16 protein-coding genes and 1 other annotated feature (1 of these 17 running past the window's edge) are annotated in these 18,787 nt (G+C 36.5%); of the genes, 1 reads left to right on the top strand and 15 read right to left on the bottom strand.

All coding sequences use genetic code 11. The annotated features are described in order from the left end of the window. Positions 1–11: 11 nt before the first annotated feature. Positions 12–713 (bottom strand): phosphoadenylyl-sulfate reductase, encoded by a 702-nt coding sequence (locus tag LPC09_RS09340; protein WP_098796231.1) that lies wholly within the window; start codon positions 711–713, stop codon positions 12–14. Between the two features lie 405 nt (positions 714–1,118). Here LPC09_RS09340 and LPC09_RS09335 point away from each other — a divergent pair, with 405 nt between their 5' ends. Further along, the gene (locus LPC09_RS09335; protein ID WP_098796230.1) at positions 1,119–1,394 is read left to right on the top strand and encodes a hypothetical protein; all 276 of its coding nucleotides are present in this window, start codon (positions 1,119–1,121) and stop codon (positions 1,392–1,394) included. An 84-nt stretch (positions 1,395–1,478) separates the two neighbouring features. Here the strand turns inward: LPC09_RS09335 and pyrE are convergent, their stop codons facing one another. From pyrE to ileS, 14 genes are all read right to left on the bottom strand, one after another. Continuing rightward, the gene (pyrE, locus tag LPC09_RS09330) at positions 1,479–2,111 is read right to left on the bottom strand and encodes an orotate phosphoribosyltransferase (RefSeq protein ID WP_098796229.1); all 633 of its coding nucleotides are present in this window, start codon (positions 2,109–2,111) and stop codon (positions 1,479–1,481) included. Next, entirely contained in the window at positions 2,108–2,824 is a 717-nt protein-coding gene (gene pyrF, locus LPC09_RS09325; protein WP_098796228.1) for an orotidine-5'-phosphate decarboxylase, read from the bottom strand. The genes pyrE and pyrF overlap by 4 nt, the downstream gene beginning before the upstream one ends. After that, positions 2,796–3,731: a dihydroorotate dehydrogenase gene (locus LPC09_RS09320; protein ID WP_098796227.1), complete on the bottom strand. Its 936-nt coding sequence runs from the start codon at positions 3,729–3,731 to the stop codon at positions 2,796–2,798. Before LPC09_RS09320 ends, pyrF begins: the two co-directional genes overlap by 29 nt. A 1-nt stretch (position 3,732) precedes the next feature. Continuing rightward, positions 3,733–4,512, bottom strand: coding sequence for a dihydroorotate dehydrogenase electron transfer subunit (locus tag LPC09_RS09315; protein WP_231309462.1), 780 nt, complete (start codon positions 4,510–4,512; stop codon positions 3,733–3,735). Further along, a complete protein-coding gene (carB, locus tag LPC09_RS09310; RefSeq protein ID WP_231309461.1) occupies positions 4,509–7,721 on the bottom strand; it encodes a carbamoyl-phosphate synthase large subunit in 3,213 nt (1,070 codons plus the stop codon). The genes LPC09_RS09315 and carB overlap by 4 nt, the downstream gene beginning before the upstream one ends. Further along, positions 7,721–8,809 carry a carbamoyl phosphate synthase small subunit gene (locus LPC09_RS09305; RefSeq protein WP_231309460.1) on the bottom strand — a complete coding sequence of 363 codons (1,089 nt, stop codon included), beginning with the start codon at positions 8,807–8,809 and terminating at the stop codon, positions 7,721–7,723. The genes carB and LPC09_RS09305 overlap by 1 nt, the downstream gene beginning before the upstream one ends. Beyond that, a complete protein-coding gene (locus LPC09_RS09300) occupies positions 8,806–10,092 on the bottom strand; it encodes a dihydroorotase (RefSeq protein WP_231309459.1) in 1,287 nt (428 codons plus the stop codon). The genes LPC09_RS09305 and LPC09_RS09300 overlap by 4 nt, the downstream gene beginning before the upstream one ends. Continuing rightward, a complete protein-coding gene (locus LPC09_RS09295) occupies positions 10,076–10,993 on the bottom strand; it encodes an aspartate carbamoyltransferase catalytic subunit (protein WP_098796222.1) in 918 nt (305 codons plus the stop codon). The genes LPC09_RS09300 and LPC09_RS09295 overlap by 17 nt, the downstream gene beginning before the upstream one ends. A gap of 175 nt (positions 10,994–11,168) precedes the next feature. Then, positions 11,169–12,449, bottom strand: coding sequence for a solute carrier family 23 protein (locus LPC09_RS09290; RefSeq protein ID WP_231309458.1), 1,281 nt, complete (start codon positions 12,447–12,449; stop codon positions 11,169–11,171). Positions 12,450–12,705: 256 nt separating this feature from the next. Further along, on the bottom strand, positions 12,706–13,248 hold the full coding sequence (gene pyrR / locus LPC09_RS09285) for a bifunctional pyr operon transcriptional regulator/uracil phosphoribosyltransferase PyrR (protein WP_098796220.1): 543 nt from the start codon (positions 13,246–13,248) through the stop codon (positions 12,706–12,708). A gap of 219 nt (positions 13,249–13,467) precedes the next feature. Continuing rightward, the gene (locus LPC09_RS09280) at positions 13,468–14,382 is read right to left on the bottom strand and encodes an RluA family pseudouridine synthase (RefSeq protein ID WP_098796219.1); all 915 of its coding nucleotides are present in this window, start codon (positions 14,380–14,382) and stop codon (positions 13,468–13,470) included. After that, positions 14,383–14,850 (bottom strand): signal peptidase II, encoded by a 468-nt coding sequence (lspA, locus tag LPC09_RS09275; RefSeq protein WP_098796218.1) that lies wholly within the window; start codon positions 14,848–14,850, stop codon positions 14,383–14,385. It abuts the gene before it with no gap. A gap of 172 nt (positions 14,851–15,022) precedes the next feature. Then, positions 15,023–15,346 carry a TraR/DksA family transcriptional regulator gene (locus tag LPC09_RS09270; protein WP_098796373.1) on the bottom strand — a complete coding sequence of 108 codons (324 nt, stop codon included), beginning with the start codon at positions 15,344–15,346 and terminating at the stop codon, positions 15,023–15,025. A gap of 355 nt (positions 15,347–15,701) precedes the next feature. Next, complete coding sequence (ileS, locus tag LPC09_RS09265) at positions 15,702–18,464, bottom strand: isoleucine--tRNA ligase (RefSeq protein ID WP_231309457.1); 2,763 nt, start codon at positions 18,462–18,464, stop codon at positions 15,702–15,704. Positions 18,465–18,575: 111 nt separating this feature from the next. After that, positions 18,576–18,787, bottom strand: a binding site (T-box leader) (it continues 21 nt past the right edge of the window).

Genomic DNA, 18,787 nt, shown 5'->3' with positions numbered 1-18,787 from the left:
ATTATATCCTCCTATTGGTGGAGGCCACATTCTGTTTTCATTTGCCCTGACCATCTACCTGATCTTAAATCATTTTCATCAAAGGCAGGCTTTGTACAATGAAAACAACCGATACTTGGATATCCTCTATCATGAAGAGGGTTATAGATTAAGTCATTTTTATGAACGTATCTCCAAACATCCTTCCACGTCCAATGAATAAGCGGGCAAACCTTTACTGAATGAAAGCGTTCGTCCTTATTAATATAATTTACATTCTTTCTTGTTTCAGACTGTTCTCGTCTTAAACCTGAAATCCATGCTGTTGCACCATTTAATGTTTCAGTTAGAGGAACAATTTTGCGGATGTTACAGCATTGATTAGGGTTTGTTTCCCATAATTTATCACCATATTGCTCAGCTTGTTCTTCAAGTGTTAATTTTGGCTTTTTTAATTCAATATTTAATGATGGATATTTTTCTTTTACCTTATCAATTAATTCATACGTTTCCTTAAAATGTACATCTGTATCAAGGAAAACGATCTTAGCATCTGGTTTCACTTTAGAAATTAAGTCAATTAGAACGATCCCCTCAATTCCAAAGCTACAAGCATATACAACCTCTTCACCGTAATGGTCATATGCCCAATTTAAAACATTAAGTGCACCTTTATACGTTTCATCAACTTCAAATGAATCAGTTTGTTCTGTCCAGTTTTCATATGTTAACATACGATTCACCTCTTTCTCTCATACTACTCAACTCGGAATTAGAATCCCGTTTATTCACACATTAATACTCGGGATTAAGTGTAAAACCTATTAATATAGTATGAATTATACACCTTATCTGTGATTTGACAATACATTTACTAGATTATTTTTATTAAAATTTTAAACTTTGTGATCGTATAAAAAGCGTTACTATTACTGTCCCAGCATTTTCTTACTCACACCTACTATGATAATATGCTATTTGATTCAAAATTTTAACACAATTATAACAAATGTCAACCCGAGTTTACTTATCGGATTAATAATTTTTATTCAATATCTTAAATTCTTATAATAAATCATAAAAGCAAAATCATATACATAAACTTGTACTATTTAATAGAAGGTGTAAGGAGGATTGTTATGTGGGAGATCGTGGCTAATATTTGTTTAGTCTTCATTGGTTTTTATCTATTTTGTCTCAGTATCGCTCATATTTTTATGTACAAGCCAAGTAAAGAACTATTGAATCAGTTAAAAGCTGTAAGGCATTCCTTCATTTTTGCTATCCTTGGTATAGCAGTATGGAGCTTATTAAAAAAGGTGAAAATTCCTGAACGTTTCATTTATCCAAGCTACTTAATCGTATTTCTAATTATTTCGTTTAGTTCCTTCTTTCTAATTCTATCAAAAATTTAAAAGCGCCTTTTTATTGCATCCTTCCACGTTAATGAACGTTATTTGAGCATACGATAAAAGACGCTTTTTACTTACATTTATTTGTTATACATTAAGCCAGCGTTCAGAAGATGGATCTTCTCTCCACATTTTTAATTTACTAATGTCCTGCTCTGTTACATAACCTTCTTTAGCAGCAACTTCAACTAAAGTGTTATAGTCACATAACGATTGTGCTTTAATATTCGCTTCTTCCAGTTTTGATTTTCCAAGTGCAAGATCATATGTAAAAATCGCTACGATCCCTAAAACCTCACAGCCTGCTTCACGAAGAGCTTCAACAGCTGTAATGGCACTTCCGCCAGTTGAAATCAAATCTTCCACAACCACTACCTTCTGATTTCGCTTAACTTGTCCTTCAATTTGATTTCCTTTACCATGTCCCTTTGCCTTGCTTCGAACATAAACCATTGGTAAATCCATTTTATCACTTACCCATGCAGCGTGAGGGATACCTGCAGTTGCAGTCCCTGCGATCACTTCAACCTCAGGGTAATGCTCTTTTATTAAATCAATAAGACCTTCAGCTATTTGAGTACGAATAGAAGGAAATGATAATGTAAGACGATTATCACAGTAAATTGGTGACTTTAATCCACTGGACCAAGTGAAGGGGTCATTTGGTTGGAGATAAACTGCCTTAATTTCTAATAGGTTTTTTGCAATCGTTTGTTTCATTCCTCTGATTCCTCCCAAGCTTTTTTCACTTTTAAATATGCCTCATATGGATTGTTTTGTTTTGTTATGCTTCTTCCGACTACAATAGCTGTCGAACCTAGACGACGTGCTTGGTCTGGACTAGCTATTCTAGTTTGATCATCTGTCGAATCTTCCTTCAAACGAATTCCCGGTGTGACAGTCATAAAAGAAGATCCAAGCTTTGCATTTAATGTTTCTACTTCATGAGTAGAACAAACCACTCCATCTAAGCCGCTTTCTTTTGCCATTTGTGCATAATGAAGAACAACATTATTGATATCTTCATTAATTAATAGCTCTTCATGCATCATATCTTGAGAAGTACTAGTTAACTGAGTAACAGCAATACATATTGGTCTTTTTTTACCTTCTTGAGTTCCTGCCTCAAGTCCTTCAATAGCTGCTTCCATCATTCTCTTTCCGCCTGCAGCATGCACATTTACAATGTCCACATCAAGCTTGGCTAACCCACGCATTGCTTGTTTAACTGTATTCGGAATGTCGTGAAGCTTTAGGTCTAAAAAGATGTTGTGGCCAAGTTTTTTAAGATAGGAAATAATCTCAGGACCTTCCTGATAAAATAATTCCATACCTACCTTGACAAATAACTGTTCTTGTTGAAAGTGCTGTAAAAATTCTTTTACCTCTTGCTGATCTTTAAAATCAAGAGCTATAATGAGCGGTCTTTGCATTAGCCTTCCAACTCCTTCCGATACATTCCGTAACATGTTCAAAACCAAGTTCATTTAATCTTGCTGGCAACTGCTCGATAATTTCCGGACATACAAATGGATTAACAAAATTAGCAGTACCAACAGCAACAGCACTTGCTCCAGCATATAAGAATTCAATCACATCATCAACGTTTTGCACGCCACCCATGCCAATGACCGGAATTGATACAGCTTGACTTACTTCATAAATCATGCGTATAGCTACTGGTTTAATAGCTGGACCTGATAACCCACCAGTTTTATTTGCAATAACTGGCTTACCTGTTTTAAGGTCAAGTCTCATTCCTATTAAAGTGTTAATCATTGTTAAACCATCAGCACCTGCATCTTCAATAGCTTTTGCCATTTCAACGATGTTCGCAACGTTAGGTGATAATTTCACATAAACAGGTACAGCTGATACCTCTTTCACAGCTTTTGTTAACTGTGCTGCAACTTCAGGAATTGTTCCAAATGCAATGCCACCTGTTTTTACATTAGGACATGAAATATTTAATTCAAGAGCATGTACATTGTTTGCCTGACTGATCTTTTCTGCGACATATACATAGTCCTCAATTTGAGAGCCTGCTACATTTGCGATAATCGGAACATCATACTGCTCAAGCCAAGCAAGCTCTTCTGAAATGACTTTATGAACACCGGGGTTTTGTAGTCCAATAGCATTTAACATGCCTGCTTCTGTCTCAGCTACACGAGGAGTAGGATTACCAAATCGGGGCTCCTGTGTACTGGCTTTAATCATTATTGATCCAAGCTGACTCAAGTCATAAAACTTACTATATTCTCTACCAAAGCCAAAGCATCCTGATGCAGGCATGATAGGATTTTTAAGTGACAAACCGGGTAAGTTGATGTCTAGCATGTTATAAAACCACCTCTCCAGCCTTAAACACAGGCCCATCACTACATACTTTTTTATAACTTGTTCCAGTAGGGTCATCTCCGGTATGACAAACACACGCAAAACAAGCTCCAACTCCACAGCCCATTCTTTCTTCTAATGATAGAAACAAAGGTTTATGTCCATGAAGCTTTTCTAGTGCTCTTAACATTGGTGTTGGACCACAAGTAAACATTGTATCAAATTGTAGGTCGTAATCTTTAATGGCATCAGTAACGAATCCCTTATATCCGTAAGAACCATCATCGGTTGTTATAACCGTTGTTCCAAGTTTAGAAAACTCTTCTTCTAAAAAAACAGCATTTTTTGTTTGAAAGCCCAAAACATGCTGCACCTTTACACCCTTTGCGACTAATTGTCTTGATAGTTCAAGCAAGGGAGGAACACCTATTCCTCCACCAACTAACAAAGCATTTTGTCCACTCTCAACTTGATTAATTGGAAATCCATTTCCTAATGGTCCTAAAACATCCACTACGTTTTCAACGACCTTTTTAGAAAGGAGCTGAGTACCAGCCCCTTCTGCTCTATATATCATTGTAAATTGCTTTTTATCTTTATCAATTTCAGAAATGCTAATCGGTCTTCTTAATAAAGGGGTGCTACCCTCAGACACCTTTAAATGAACAAACTGACCTGGGTTACCCATCTCTGAAACAAGTTCACCTTGTAGTGTTAGCTGAAAAATATGTTCTGCAATTTTTTCGTGTTTTGTCACGACCATTAGTTCTTTTTTTATCACGTTAAGCTCACCTCTAGCTGCTTGTTGATCTTTGGCATCGTATCTGTAGAGAATGTCATCGACTCTAATACACGTAAAATGGCAACTGCTGTATCTAATGAAGTTAAACAAGGAATTCCATTTTCTACTGATTCACGGCGAATTTTAAATCCGTCTCTAGCAGGCTGTTTTCCTTTTGTTAACGTATTGATCACAAATTGTGCTTCACCTTTACGAATAACATCTAATAAATTCGGTTCAGAAGCACCAATTTTATTAACAACTTTTGCCGGAATATTGTAGGTTCTTAAATAATCTGCTGTTCCACTTGTCGCAAGAATTTGATATCCAATTTGGTGGAATCTTCTAGCAATCTCTAAACCTTCTTCTTTATCTTTATCCGCTACTGTTAATAAAACTGATCCATGGTTTTTAATCTGAATACCAGATGCAACAAGTGCTTTATAAAGAGCTTTCTCAAGAGTAATATCTTTACCCATTACTTCTCCTGTTGATTTCATCTCTGGTCCTAATGTGATGTCCACTCGGCGTAACTTAGCGAATGAGAAGACAGGAGCTTTTACATACACACCTTCACTTTCTGGATGTAATCCTGTTTCATAGCCGAGTTCCTCAAGTTTTGCACCAAGTATTACTTTTGTTGCTAAATTAGCCATCGGTACTCCGGTAATTTTGCTTAGGAATGGTACCGTACGACTTGAGCGAGGATTTACTTCTAGTACGTAAACCGCTCCTTTTGATAATACGAATTGGATATTTAACAATCCAATAATATTTAACCCTTTAGCCAGTTTAATTGTGTAGTCAATAATACTATTTTTAATTTCTTCAGATAAAGATTGCGGTGGGTATACAGCGATTGAATCTCCTGAGTGAACACCTGCACGTTCAATATGCTCCATAATTCCAGGTATAAGAACTGTTTTTCCATCAGAAATTGCATCAACTTCAATTTCTTTACCTGTTAAATATTTATCAATTAATACAGGATGTTGCGGATTTATTTTTACCGCATTATTCATATAGTGTAAAAGCTCAGCCTCTTGGTAAACAATTTCCATTGCACGTCCACCTAGTACATAAGATGGTCTTACTAATACTGGATAACCAATGTTTTCTGCAATTTTCACAGCCTGGTCTACAGAAGTAGCTGTTTTTCCATGTGGTTGAGGAATTCCTAGAGTAGCTAAAGTATGTTCGAATTTATCACGATCTTCCGCACGATCTAAATCTTCCAAAGATGTTCCAAGTATTTTTACACCTCGAGCTTGTAACTCATCCGCTAAATTAATAGCTGTTTGACCACCGAATTGAACAACAACACCCTTTGGTTTTTCTAAATCGATGATATGCATAACATCTTCAATTGTTAATGGTTCAAAATAAAGCTTGTCAGAAATACTGAAATCTGTTGAAACTGTTTCGGGATTGTTATTTACAATGATTGCTTCATACCCTGCTTCTTTAATTGCCCATACAGAGTGAACTGTTGCATAATCGAACTCCACACCTTGACCGATTCGGATTGGACCTGAGCCTAAAACAACAACACTTTCACGCTCAGTTACAATTGATTCGTTTTCGTCTTCATATGATCCATAGAAGTATGGTGTTGCAGATTCAAATTCCGCTGCACATGTATCAACCATTTTATAAACTGGGATAATATCTGCTTGTTTTCTTAATTCATAAACTTCACGATCATTTGTATTCCAAAGCTTAGCAATCTCAGAATCTGCAAAGCCCATTTCTTTAGCTGTTTGTAATGTTGTTAATTCATAAGGGTTTTCTTGAAGATTTTTTTCAAATGCAATAATTTTTTCAATCTTCATTAAGAAAAATAAGTCAATTTGGCTCCACTCATGAATGGTTTCTTTCGTAACACCTCTTCTAAGAGCTTCAGCGATATAAAATAGGCGCTCATCACCAGCTTTACGGATACGCTTTTCAATTAGTTCGTCTGTGAATTGTTCAGCATCTTTTAAACGAAGATAATCTACATCAGACTCGAGTGAACGAACTGCTTTTAAGAGTGATTCCTCAAGTGTACGACCGATCGCCATAACCTCACCAGTGGCTTTCATTTGAGTTCCTAAACGACGGTTTGCAGACTCAAACTTATCAAATGGCCAGCGTGGGATCTTTGATACGATGTAATCTAATGCTGGCTCAAAGCATGCATATGTTCTCCCTGTAACAGGGTTTTTCATTTCATCTAGTGTTAAACCAACAGCAATTTTCGCTGCTAATTTAGCGATCGGATATCCAGTTGCTTTAGAAGCTAACGCAGATGACCTACTTACACGTGGGTTAACCTCAATAATGTAGTATTTAAAGCTGTCTGGATCAAGTGCTAGCTGAACATTACAGCCACCTTCAATTTTCAATGCACGGATAATCTTCAATGATACGTTTCGCAGCATTTGATATTCACGGTCACTTAACGTTTGACTTGGTGCAAAAACGATTGAGTCACCTGTATGAACACCTACTGGATCAAAGTTTTCCATGTTACAAACAACAATGGCATGGTCATTTGAGTCACGCATTACCTCATATTCAATTTCTTTAAATCCAGCAATACTTTTTTCAAGAAGACATTGTGTTACAGGGCTGTTTTTTAATCCACTTGTAACAATTTCGATAAGATCTTCTTCATTTTCACAAATACCTCCACCAGTTCCACCTAATGTATAGGCAGGTCTTACGATAACTGGATATCCGATTTGATTAACAAACGCAAAAGCTTCATCTAAGTTATGGATAATTTCACTTTCAGGTACAGGCTCATTTAATTCATTCATTAATCTTCTGAATAAATCACGATCTTCTGCTTGTTGGATTGCGGAAAGCTTAGTACCTAAAATTTCCACTCCACATTCATCAAGTACACCTGATTCTGCTAATTGAACGGCCATGTTAAGACCCGTTTGCCCTCCTAAAGTTGGAACAAGGGCATCTGGACGTTCTTTACGAATAATGTTGCTTAAAAATTCAACCGTAAGAGGCTCGATATATACTTTATCTGCAATTTCTGTATCCGTCATAATTGTTGCTGGGTTTGAGTTAACAAGAACTACTTCATATCCTTCTTCTTTTAATGCGATACATGCTTGTGTTCCAGCATAATCAAACTCTGCTGCTTGACCAATGACGATTGGACCTGAACCGATAACAAGAATTTTATTGATGTCTGTACGTTTTGGCATTATAGAACCCCTTCTTTCTTATTAGCTTCATTCATCAAGTTTATAAATTGATCAAATAATCCGTTCGCGTCCTCAGGGCCTGGTGAAGCCTCTGGATGGTATTGAACTGTGAATGCAGGTGCTTGTTTATGTTTGAGACCTTCTACTGTTCCATCATTTAATGCAACATGTGTTACTTCTAAATCTGTATCCTTAATTGAATCTTCTCTAACTGTATATCCATGGTTTTGTGAAGTAATATCAACTTTCCCTGTGCTTAATTCTTTTACCGGGTGGTTTGACCCACGATGACCGAATTTCATTTTTTCTGAATCTGCACCACAAGCTAAGGCAAATAATTGGTGACCTAAACAAATTCCGAATAATGGAACTTTACCAAGAATTCCTTTGATCATTTCAATTGCTTCTGGTACATCTTTTGGATCTCCTGGACCATTTGATAGCATAATACCATCTGGTTTAAGTTGTAGTACTTCCTCGGCTGTTACATTATGAGGTACAACAACAATGTCACAGTTACGTTTATTTAATTCTCTTAAAATACCATGCTTCATTCCAAAATCAACTAACACTACACGATGTCCTCTGCCTGGGCTTGGATAGGCTGTTTTTGTTGAAACAACTTGTACTTGATCTGTAGGAAGTTGTGTTCCTTTTAGCTTACTAATGACTTCTTCAGGGTTTGCATCTGCTGAGCAAATTGCTCCTTTTAATGTACCGTGCATACGAATAATTCTTGTAAGCTTACGAGTATCAATGCCTGAGATTCCAGGGATGTTTTTCATTTTAAAATACTCATCAATTGTATATTCACTTCTCCAGTTAGAAGGATAGTCACAGAATTCCTTTACAACAAATCCGTTTATAAATGGCGTAATTGTTTCGAAATCATCTCTGTTAATACCATAGTTTCCGATTAAAGGATACGTTAAAGTGACGATCTGTCCACAATATGATGGATCTGAAAGGATTTCTTGGTATCCTGTCATTCCTGTGTTAAATACTACTTCTCCAAAATTTTCCTTATCACTTCCAAATGCTTCACCCAAAAATACTGTTCCATCTTCTAAGATTAGTTGTCTTTTCATACTGTGATGCCTCCCTTTTCCCATATAATGTTTCCATCTACGATTGTTGTGGTTGGCCAACCTTTGCAAGTCCAGCCTGTGAATGGTGTATTTTTGCCTTTTGATAAAAATTCACTTGGGTTAATTGATGATTCTGTTTCCAAATCTACCACTGTAATATCAGCAGCAGCTCCAACTTCAAGCACTCCTCCAGATAATCCAAATGCTTTTGCAGGTTGAATTGTCAAGAAGTCTACAAGTTGCTTTAGTGTAAATTTCTTCGTTAGTACGAAATGTGTATAAAGTAGTGGAAATGCTGTTTCTAATCCCACAATTCCAAATGGTGCTAACTGCATGCCTTCTGCTTTTTCTTCTGCTGCATGTGGTGCATGGTCTGTTGCAATAAAGTCAATTGTTCCATCTAATAATCCTTCTATTAAAGCTTCTTGATCTGCTTTTCCTCTTAAAGGAGGGTTCATTTTAAAATTCGGATCAAGGCCAGGAATATCTTCTTCACATAATAATAAGTGATGTGGTGTTACTTCAGCTGTTACGTTTATTCCGGCACGTTTTGCATCTCTTACTACACGTACAGACTCTTTTGTACTGATATGACACACATGATAGTGGCAGCCTGCAGCTTCCGCTAGAAGGATATCCCTCGCGATATGTACAGACTCACATACAGAAGGAATCCCATTAATACCATGTTTTTTAGAAAATTCACCTTCATGTACTGAACCTTTGTTAATTAATGTATTTTCTTCGCAGTGTGCCACAATTGCTGCACCGATCGAAGCTGCCTGTTTCATTGCTTCTAACATTTTGCCAGCAGATTGTACACCAACACCATCATCCGTGAAGGCAAATGCACCTGCGTTTTTTAATCCTTGGAAGTCTGTTAATTCTTCACCTAACTGTCTTGTTGTAATCGAAGCATATGGAAGAACTTTCACAACAGCTGTTTCTTTAATTCGATTTTGCAACCATTCCATTTGCTCTTTGGTGTCAGGAACTGGGCGAGTATTTGGCATTGGAGCTATTGTTGTAAATCCGCCTTTTGCTGCACTCTGTGTACCTGTTTCGATTGTTTCTTTGTGCTCGCCACCTGGCTCTCTTAGATGGACGTGAAGGTCAATAAAACCTGCTGAAACCAACTTTCCATCAACTGAAATGATTTCACATCCGTCTGTAGAAAGATTTTCTCCAATCTCAAGTATCTCTCCGTCTTCCACCTTCACATCAGACTTTTTCAACTCACCAAGCTCATCTAAAATTAATCCATTTTTAAGAATAAATAGCATGTTTCATTACCTCCTGATTTTGCTCAATTTGTTGTAAAGCTCTCTTTAAAACAGCCATTCTAGCAAAAACACCATTTTCCATTTGTTTAAATATTCTAGAACGTTCGCATTCTATTAAATCACCATTAATTTCAACACCACGATTTACTGGAGCTGGATGCATGATAATGGCATGTTGTTTCATTTGTTTTTCTCTTTCTTTTGTTAAACCATATTGCTGTAGATAATCTTGTGCTGATGCTTTTTCTTCGTGTCGCTCATGCTGTATTCTAAGAAGCATCACAACATCTGACTGTTGGATTGCTTCGTCAACTTCGACATATTCTCCATATGTGTTTAATGGATCTTGCCATTTAGCAGGTCCAGAAAATAACACCCTTGCTCCAAGCCTTGTTAATACTTCCGCATTTGACCTTGCAACACGACTGTGTCGAATATCACCATGTATTGATATTGTCAAATCTTTAAACTGTCCAAACTCTTGTTTAATTGTTAGTAAATCAAGTAATGATTGTGTAGGGTGATGACCACAACCATCTCCTGCATTAATCACTGGTATTGATACCTTTCCGACCAAATCATCAAAAAAGTGATCTTGTTGATGCCTAATGACTACTGCATTTGCCCCAATTGACTCAAGAGTTTTAACCGTATCATATAAAGTTTCACCTTTTTGCACACTAGAATGTTCTGCTGTAAAATTTAAGACTTGAAGCCCTAACTTCTTTTCAGCTACTTCAAAGCTGAATCTTGTTCTTGTACTTGGCTCAAAAAACAAATTTGAGACAAACACTGTATCTAGAGCCTTCCAACCTTGCCCTGATTTATACTGCTCTGCATCCTCTAAGATGGCGTGAATTTCTTCATTTGTAAGCTGGTTCATAGTTAATAGATTTGACATGCCCAACCACTCCTATAATCTTGTTTTAATAAGTCTCTTTTTATAGAAAAACACCCTGATTTACTAAATCAGGGTGTTTGAAGGTAGAGCAAATGAAGGTATAGAGATACCTTTGTTTGCCTTACACCCTTTTAAGCCTCTCTGGACTTTTCTTTAAAAGATCTAAGCCATTTTCTTATGCCGTTTCATTATTAATTGATTCGTCCTTATCATAAGGTAGAACTAAATTTAATACAATACCAATTATTGCTGCTAATGCCATCCCATGAAGGTCGAAATTCCCAATCTTAAGCGTTGCTTCTCCAATTCCAATTACTAATATAACAGACACTATAATTAAATTTCGTTTATTTCCAAGATCAAGTTTGCTGTCAATCATCATACGTAATCCAGATGATGCGATGATACCAAATAGAAGAATGGATACTCCACCCATAACAGGTGTCGGGATTGAACTGATAAATGCTGATATCTTTCCAATAAATCCAAACAAAATGGCTAGTACTGCGGCTCCTGCAATAACAAACACACTATAAACTCTTGTAATTGCCAGAACACCAATGTTTTCTCCATATGTTGTGTTCGGTGGTCCCCCGATTAAAGCAGCAATCATTGTAGCTACACCATCTCCTAAAATCGAACGATGTAAGCCTGGTTTTTCAATATAATCTCTTCCAACAACTTTCCCTAAAACTAGTTGGTGTCCAATATGTTCTGAGATTGTTACGACAACTACAGGTACCATAAGTAATACAATATCAAGTGTGATTGATGGAGTGTAGTTTACAAAAGGTATAACAAAGTTTGGTACTTGAATCCAGTTTGCTGCTATTACGCTTGAAAAATCAATAATTCCAATCGCTAGTGAGTAGAAATAGCCGCCTGCTATTCCAATAAGTACTGGTATTAAGTTGAAAAATCCTTTTAGAAAGATTGAACATAAAATTGTGATTAACAATGTTACCAACGCAACCGAGAAATGTTTTAAGCTATAATCGCCGGCAGGGTTATTTGTCGCCATACCTACCGCAGTTGCTGCTAATCCCAATCCAATAACGATAATGACAGGTCCTACAACTACTGGCGGAAGTATTTTCATTATCCATTTATGACCAGTCCCTTTAATAAGTAAAGCAATAATTCCGTATACAAGACCAGCTAAGAAGCTCCCTACCATCGCAGCTCCAACACCTGCTGTTGATTTTGCCACAATAATTGGCGTAATGAATGCGAAGGACGATCCTAAATACGCTGGTACCTGACCTTTTGTAATGAGTAAAAATGCAATAGTTCCTAATCCACTTGAGATAAGTGCTACAGCTGGGTCTAGCTCCACTAAAAATGGTACTAGAATTGTTGCGCCAAACATGGCAAACAAATGTTGAAAGCTAAGTGCAAGCCAGGTCATTGGTTTTGGTGTATCTTTTACATCTAAAACAATTTGATCTTCTTTCATGTTATGTCCTCCAATATGCATCATTCTTGTTAGTTATAATGTGTGAAAGAATCGTAATTTTATTATAATAGCGGTAATCTTTGAATTGTGTTTCCGACCATTCACTCAAGTAACGCTTTTTATGTCCATAAAAAAACCTCTTTGCTTAATCCTAAGGCAAAGAGGTACAAAGAGGCCAGCAATCATTATTCTAATGACCACCTTCCAATGTGCGCCCCTTTGCAGCCTCTCTGGACTGTTCTTAAAAGGGTTTTATTTAATTTTCGTGAATAGTTACTTGGTCTTTTTTATCAGCTTCATTTAATTCAACGACAATTTTTTCTGAGCTCGATGTTGGAATGTTTTTCCCTACATAATCTGCTCTTATCGGAAGTTCACGGTGTCCTCTGTCAACTAATACAGCTAGTTGTATATTTGCAGGTCTTCCAATATCAACAAGTGCATCCATCGCAGCTCTAACAGTTCTGCCAGTATATAGTACATCGTCAACCAAAATCACTTTTTGATTTGTTACATCTACAGGGATATCAGAACCTTTTACAAGCGGTTCTAGGTCTTCTGTTTTCTTCGTAAGATCATCACGATATAGTGTTATATCCAGTTCACCAATTGCGATTTTTTTACCTTCTATTTGTTCAATTCGTTCGGCAAGTCGATTGGCGAGGTAAATCCCTCTTGTTTTAATGCCAACTAAAATGCTGTCTTCAATTCCCTTGTTTCTCTCAATAATTTCATGAGCAATTCTTGTTAAAGCACGACGAATTGCTTGTTCATCTAATAAAACTGCTTTTTGAGACATTTTATAATCTCCTTTCGTTTCTCCACATGTAGAAATTCAAAATATAACCTTGAAAAACGAAAAACCCTCTCACCGATTTTATGAGAGGGTTAACGAAGACATAGCTAGACTAAGCCAATATAGACTATGGTCTTTATCCGTTTTCCTTCTCAGCCTCACGGGACTGTGTTAAAGGTTCTTATTAAGTTAATTACATTATGACAAACATGTAGAAATGTGTCAACGATTATTTTTAATACTATTTAATACTTCTTCAAATTCATTAGGTAATGGCGCTTCAAACTCAAGATATTCTTTAGTCCGAGGGTGTTCAAACCCTAGGATACCTGCATGAAGTGCTTGTCCATTTATGTCTAGTGTTTTTTTCGGCCCGTATTTCGGATCACCAACTAACGGAAAGCCTATATACTTCATATGGACACGAATTTGATGGGTTCTTCCAGTTTCAAGCTGACATTCGATATACGTAAAGTTATCAAATCTCTCTAACACATGAAAATGTGTGACTGCTTCTTTACTGCTAACATTTGTTACCGTCATACTCTGACGATCTGTTTTATCACGGCCAATTGGTGCATTGATTGTTCCATGATCATGTTGAATGCTGCCATGTACAATTGCTTTATAACGTCTTGTTACCGTTTTGTCGACAAGCTGCTGAACTAAAGATTCATGTGCCATATCGTTTTTAGCAACCATTAATAATCCGGAAGTGTCTTTGTCAATTCGATGGACTATTCCCGGCCTTAAAACGCCATTGATCCCTGAAAGATCCTTGCAATGTGCCATTAAACCGTTAACAAGGGTACCATTCATATGACCAGGTGCTGGATGAACAACCATTCCTTTTGGTTTATTAACAACTAACACATCTTGATCCTCATAATATATATCAAGATCCATTTCTTCGGCTACTACATCAAGAGGTTCTGGGTCAGGTATTTCTAAAACTACTTTATCATCCACTTGACATTTGTAATTCGTCTTAATGGTCTTTTCATTTACCTTCACAAAACCATCTTTTATCCAAATTTGAACTTGAGTTCTTGACCATTCTTCGTTTGAAGTAGACAAAAACTTATCAATTCGTTCGTTTTTATGCTCTTCACTAACTTGTAATTCAACGATGTCCATTTATGCTTGCTCCTTCTCTTGTTTCCCTTCAAAAAACAACATATGAATAAATAATAAAGCTACCCCAATACAAAGAGCAGAATCTGCTATATTGAAAATTGGGAAGTCATAAGAAAAAATGTATGTATTAATAAAATCGACAACTTCTTTCCGAAATAAACGGTCAATGAAATTACCAATTGCACCACCTAGCATAAAGCCAAGCGCCACACCCATTACCTTATTATTCTTTGTATGTTTTTGAATATAAAAAATTAACCCTACTATAACAACAGCCGTTATAATATAGAAAAACCACATTTGCCCTTCCAAAATTCCCCAAGCTGCTCCGCGATTCCGATGGGATGTAATGTAGAAGAAATTTTCTATTACAGTAATATTCTCACCAATTTGCATGTTTTTTACGATTAACCACTTCGTGACTTGGTCAATTAAAATAATTACAGCAGCAATTATGTAATAATACACGTTCTTCCCCCAACTTTCTAATTTCTATTTTCGGGTTTATCCTAAGAAATTGTACCATAATCAGAACAAAAGCGTAAGTTATTAGGAGAAGTATAGCTTGTATAAAACAATTTATTAATTATTACAGCCCAAATTAAAAAGTAATTTGGGCTGTTGCAAAAATCAATGATGGTCAGAAATCACTGCCTGTGATATAAGTTTCTTCATGAGTATAGTCGTGTTGAGGGAGAGATTTTCGTTCAAATAATTCTTGAAAAAAGAAATCGTATTTTGTTCTTGCTGTTGGGAGTATCCTTAATTTTTCAAAAGGAATTTCTTCACCGGTATCTTCACAATACCCGTAAAGTCCTTTTTCAATTTTCATTAAGGCACGTTCTACATCTTGAAGTTCCTCTTTAATATGATGCATTAATGTATGACTTTTATTGTAATCTTCGTCTAAAGTCATATCAAACAAACTGTGATTGAATAATCTAGCTCGCAGTTCTTCTCTCATCAATTGTAATTCGTAACGAATACCAGAAAATTTATTCAAGATGGACAACTCCTTATCCTTCTCATGATGTTAACATTAGTTTTGCCCGAAAAATCCATTGCTCACCCTGATAAGAATTTTCCTGTGATTGTAATGGCTGCTAACTTTGTTAACTTTCTTTCCATTTGTCTGAATGAGTATTTTTTACCCATGAATTTACTCTTTAAAACCTTTTTCTGTGAAATTGGGCTTTATACTTCCGGATATAGTCTGTAGACTATACTTTTTAGGATTTGACATAGTTATGTACAAAAGAAAAAGAGCCTATTCTTTAATAGGCAATTAACACATTAAAGAAATAGGCTCTTATTAAATCTTAATAATGATCCTTAACAATTGAAGCACATCGCTGACATAGTGTTGGATGTTCTTCAACTTGACCAACTTCTGGTGTAACGATCCAACAACGATCACATGTTTTACCTTCTGCTGGTGTTATCACAATTTTCACTGTATCAAAGACCTGAGCATTTTCAGGTGCATTGTCAAAATCCCCAGCAATAGTAAAGCCTGAAACGATAAATAATTGCTTTAAGTCTTCATCAACTGAATCAAGTAATGCTTTTGACTCCGCATTTGGATAAAGAGCAATACTTGCTGTTAACGACTTTCCGATTACTTTCTCATTACGAGCCACTTCTAATGCTTTTAAAACATCATCACGCAATGTCATAAATGCATCCCATTTTTTCTCAAGTTCATCTGATTTTTCATATTCTTTTACTTCCGGCATGTCAACAAGCTGCACACTCTCTTCTGTTACAGAATCAATATGCTCCCAAACTTCATCGGCAGTGTGCGGAAGAATTGGTGTTACTAATTTAACAAGTGATAATAATGTTTCGTGTAGTACAGTTTGAATCGCACGACGTTCCTGATTTTCTTTTGACTCAATATAAAGTACATCTTTTGCAAAATCTAAATAGAATGAGCTTAATTCAATCGTACAGAAATTATGAACAGCATGATAAATCGCAGCAAATTCATATTGTTCATAAGCTTCCTTTACTCGTTTTGTTAGCTTATTTAGTTTTACAAGCATATATCGATCTACATCTCTAAGGTTCTCTAAGCTAACCGAATCAGTTGCTGGGTTAAAATCACTTAAGTTACCTAGTAAGAAACGGAATGTATTACGAATTTTACGGTAAACCTCAGCAACTTGTTTTAAAATTGCGTCAGAAACACGAACATCTGCTTGATAATCAACTGAAGCAACCCATAGACGAAGAATATCTCCACCTAATTGGTTCATAACTTTAGCAGGTACAACAGTATTCCCTAAAGATTTACTCATTTTACGCCCTTCACCATCAAGAGCAAAACCATGACTTAGAACACCTTTATACGGAGCTTTGCCAGTCACAGCAACTGCCGTTGATAAAGAAGAGTTAAACCAACCACGATACTGGTCAGATCCTTCTAAATACAAGTCTGCAGGTCTTTGGAGATCTTCTCTTTCTAAAAGTACCGCTTGGTGGGAAGATCCTGAATCAAACCAAACATCCATAATGTCATTTTCTTTTGTAAACTTACCGTTAGGGCTTCCTTCATGTGAAAAGCCATCTGGTAAAAGGTCTTTTGCTTCGCGTTCGAACCAAATATTAGACCCATAATCACGGAATAAGTTTGAAACATGCTCAATTGTTTCATCCGTAATGATCGGCTCACCATTTTCAGCGTAAAACACAGGAATCGGTACACCCCATGCACGTTGTCGGGAAATACACCAATCTCCACGATCACGAACCATGTTGTAAAGACGAGTTTCCCCCCAAGCCGGGACCCATTTTGTATCATTAACAGCTTTTAAAAGATCTTCACGGAAATCTTTGATTGACGCAAACCATTGAGCAGTAGCACGGAATATTGTTGGCTTTTTCGTTCTCCAATCATGCGGATAAGAGTGTGTAATAAATTGAAGCTTCAATAATGCGCCCACTTCTTGAAGTTTTTCAGTGATTGGCTTATTTGCTTCATCATAGAAAAGCCCTTCAAACCCTGGTGCTTCTTTTGTCATATATCCTTTTTCATCAACTGGACATAATACATCTAGTCCATATTGCTGTCCTACAATAAAGTCATCTTCTCCATGACCTGGAGCAGTGTGAACACAACCTGTTCCTCCATCACTTGTAACATGCTCACCTAGCATAACAAGTGATTCACGGTCATAAATTGGGTGTTTTGCCGTTACACGGTCTAGTTCAATACCTTTTAATGTGCGGTCAACTTCATAACTTTCCCAACCAATAGTTGATGCAACAGATTCAACTAGTTCAGACGCAACAACATACTTTTCACCATTAGCAGCTACAACACTATATTCTAACTCTGGATGTACTGAAATTCCTAAATTTGCTGGCATTGTCCAAGGAGTTGTTGTCCAAATGATAATTTTCTCATCATGAGATAAAACGCCTTTTCCATCTTTTACAGGGAAGGCAACATAAATCGATGGAGAGCGTTTATCTTGATATTCAATTTCTGCTTCAGCGAGTGCTGATTCACTTGATGGTGACCAATATACAGGTTTTAACCCTTTATAAATATAGCCTTTTTTCGCCATCTCACCAAAAACTTTAATTTGTTGTGCTTCATATTCAGGCTTCAAAGTTACATATGGGTTTTCCCAATCCCCACGAACCCCTAAGCGTTTAAACTGCTCACGTTGACCATTAATTTGTTCCCAAGCGTAATCCTCACAAAGCTTACGAAACTCAGCAACAGACATCTCTTTTCTTTTTACTTTCTTATTTTTTGTAAGAGCTGTTTCAATTGGTAAACCATGTGTATCCCAGCCAGGAACATAAGGTGCACAATAGCCACTCATAGATTTAAAACGCACAATAAAATCCTTTAAGATTTTATTTAATGCATGCCCCATATGAATGTCTCCATTTGCATATGGAGGTCCATCATGTAAAACAAAAAGTGGACGATCTTTTGTTCGTTCTTGTACCATTTCGTAGATATTCATCTTATCCCATTTTTCTTGCATTAACGGCTCTCTGTTAGGTAGGTTTCCACGCATTGGAAACTCAGTTTTCGGCATCAGAAGGGTATCTTTGTATTCCATCACTAATTCCTCCAGTTATTTTAATAGCTCTTTTTTCATTGAATTGTTGATCAAAATAAGTAAATGTTTTAAAAATTCTATCTAATACAACACAAAAAACCTTCTCATCCCAAAAGGGACGAGAAGGTTTTCTCGCGGTACCACCCTACTAGATTAAATACACTACTTTAATCCACTCTAGTATTCGTAACGTGAATATATACGCCACAGCTTACTAATGGTAACATGTTCAGCCTGGAACTCAAGGGTGATGTTCATCTTTTATCTTTATGTCGAGCTTACACCATCCTCGATTCGCTAATATAAAGAAAATAAAAGACTAC

Origin of the sequence: Metabacillus sp. B2-18, from assembly GCF_021117275.1 — a bacterium.
Taxonomy (GTDB): Bacteria; Bacillota; Bacilli; order Bacillales; family Bacillaceae; genus Metabacillus.
This window is presented reverse-complemented; position numbering and strand designations above follow the sequence as displayed.

Excerpts from the sequence above, each read along its gene's own strand:
- ileS (WP_231309457.1), bottom strand. The coding sequence starts at position 18,464 with ATGGAATACAAAGATACCCTTCTGATGCCGAAAACTGAGTTTCCAATG.
- LPC09_RS09270 (WP_098796373.1), bottom strand. The coding sequence starts at position 15,346 with ATGAGAGAAGAACTGCGAGCTAGATTATTCAATCACAGTTTGTTTGAT.
- LPC09_RS09340 (WP_098796231.1), bottom strand. The coding sequence starts at position 713 with ATGTTAACATATGAAAACTGGACAGAACAAACTGATTCATTTGAAGTT.
- carB (WP_231309461.1), bottom strand. The coding sequence starts at position 7,721 with ATGCCAAAACGTACAGACATCAATAAAATTCTTGTTATCGGTTCAGGT.
- pyrR (WP_098796220.1), bottom strand. The coding sequence starts at position 13,248 with ATGTCTCAAAAAGCAGTTTTATTAGATGAACAAGCAATTCGTCGTGCT.
- LPC09_RS09335 (WP_098796230.1), top strand. The coding sequence starts at position 1,119 with ATGTGGGAGATCGTGGCTAATATTTGTTTAGTCTTCATTGGTTTTTAT.
- LPC09_RS09305 (WP_231309460.1), bottom strand. The coding sequence starts at position 8,809 with ATGAAAAGACAACTAATCTTAGAAGATGGAACAGTATTTTTGGGTGAA.
- LPC09_RS09320 (WP_098796227.1), bottom strand. The coding sequence starts at position 3,731 with ATGCTAGACATCAACTTACCCGGTTTGTCACTTAAAAATCCTATCATG.
- LPC09_RS09295 (WP_098796222.1), bottom strand. The coding sequence starts at position 10,993 with ATGTCAAATCTATTAACTATGAACCAGCTTACAAATGAAGAAATTCAC.
- LPC09_RS09280 (WP_098796219.1), bottom strand. The coding sequence starts at position 14,382 with ATGGACATCGTTGAATTACAAGTTAGTGAAGAGCATAAAAACGAACGA.
- pyrF (WP_098796228.1), bottom strand. The coding sequence starts at position 2,824 with ATGCAAAGACCGCTCATTATAGCTCTTGATTTTAAAGATCAGCAAGAG.
- LPC09_RS09300 (WP_231309459.1), bottom strand. The coding sequence starts at position 10,092 with ATGCTATTTATTCTTAAAAATGGATTAATTTTAGATGAGCTTGGTGAG.
- pyrE (WP_098796229.1), bottom strand. The coding sequence starts at position 2,111 with ATGAAACAAACGATTGCAAAAAACCTATTAGAAATTAAGGCAGTTTAT.
- LPC09_RS09290 (WP_231309458.1), bottom strand. The coding sequence starts at position 12,449 with ATGAAAGAAGATCAAATTGTTTTAGATGTAAAAGATACACCAAAACCA.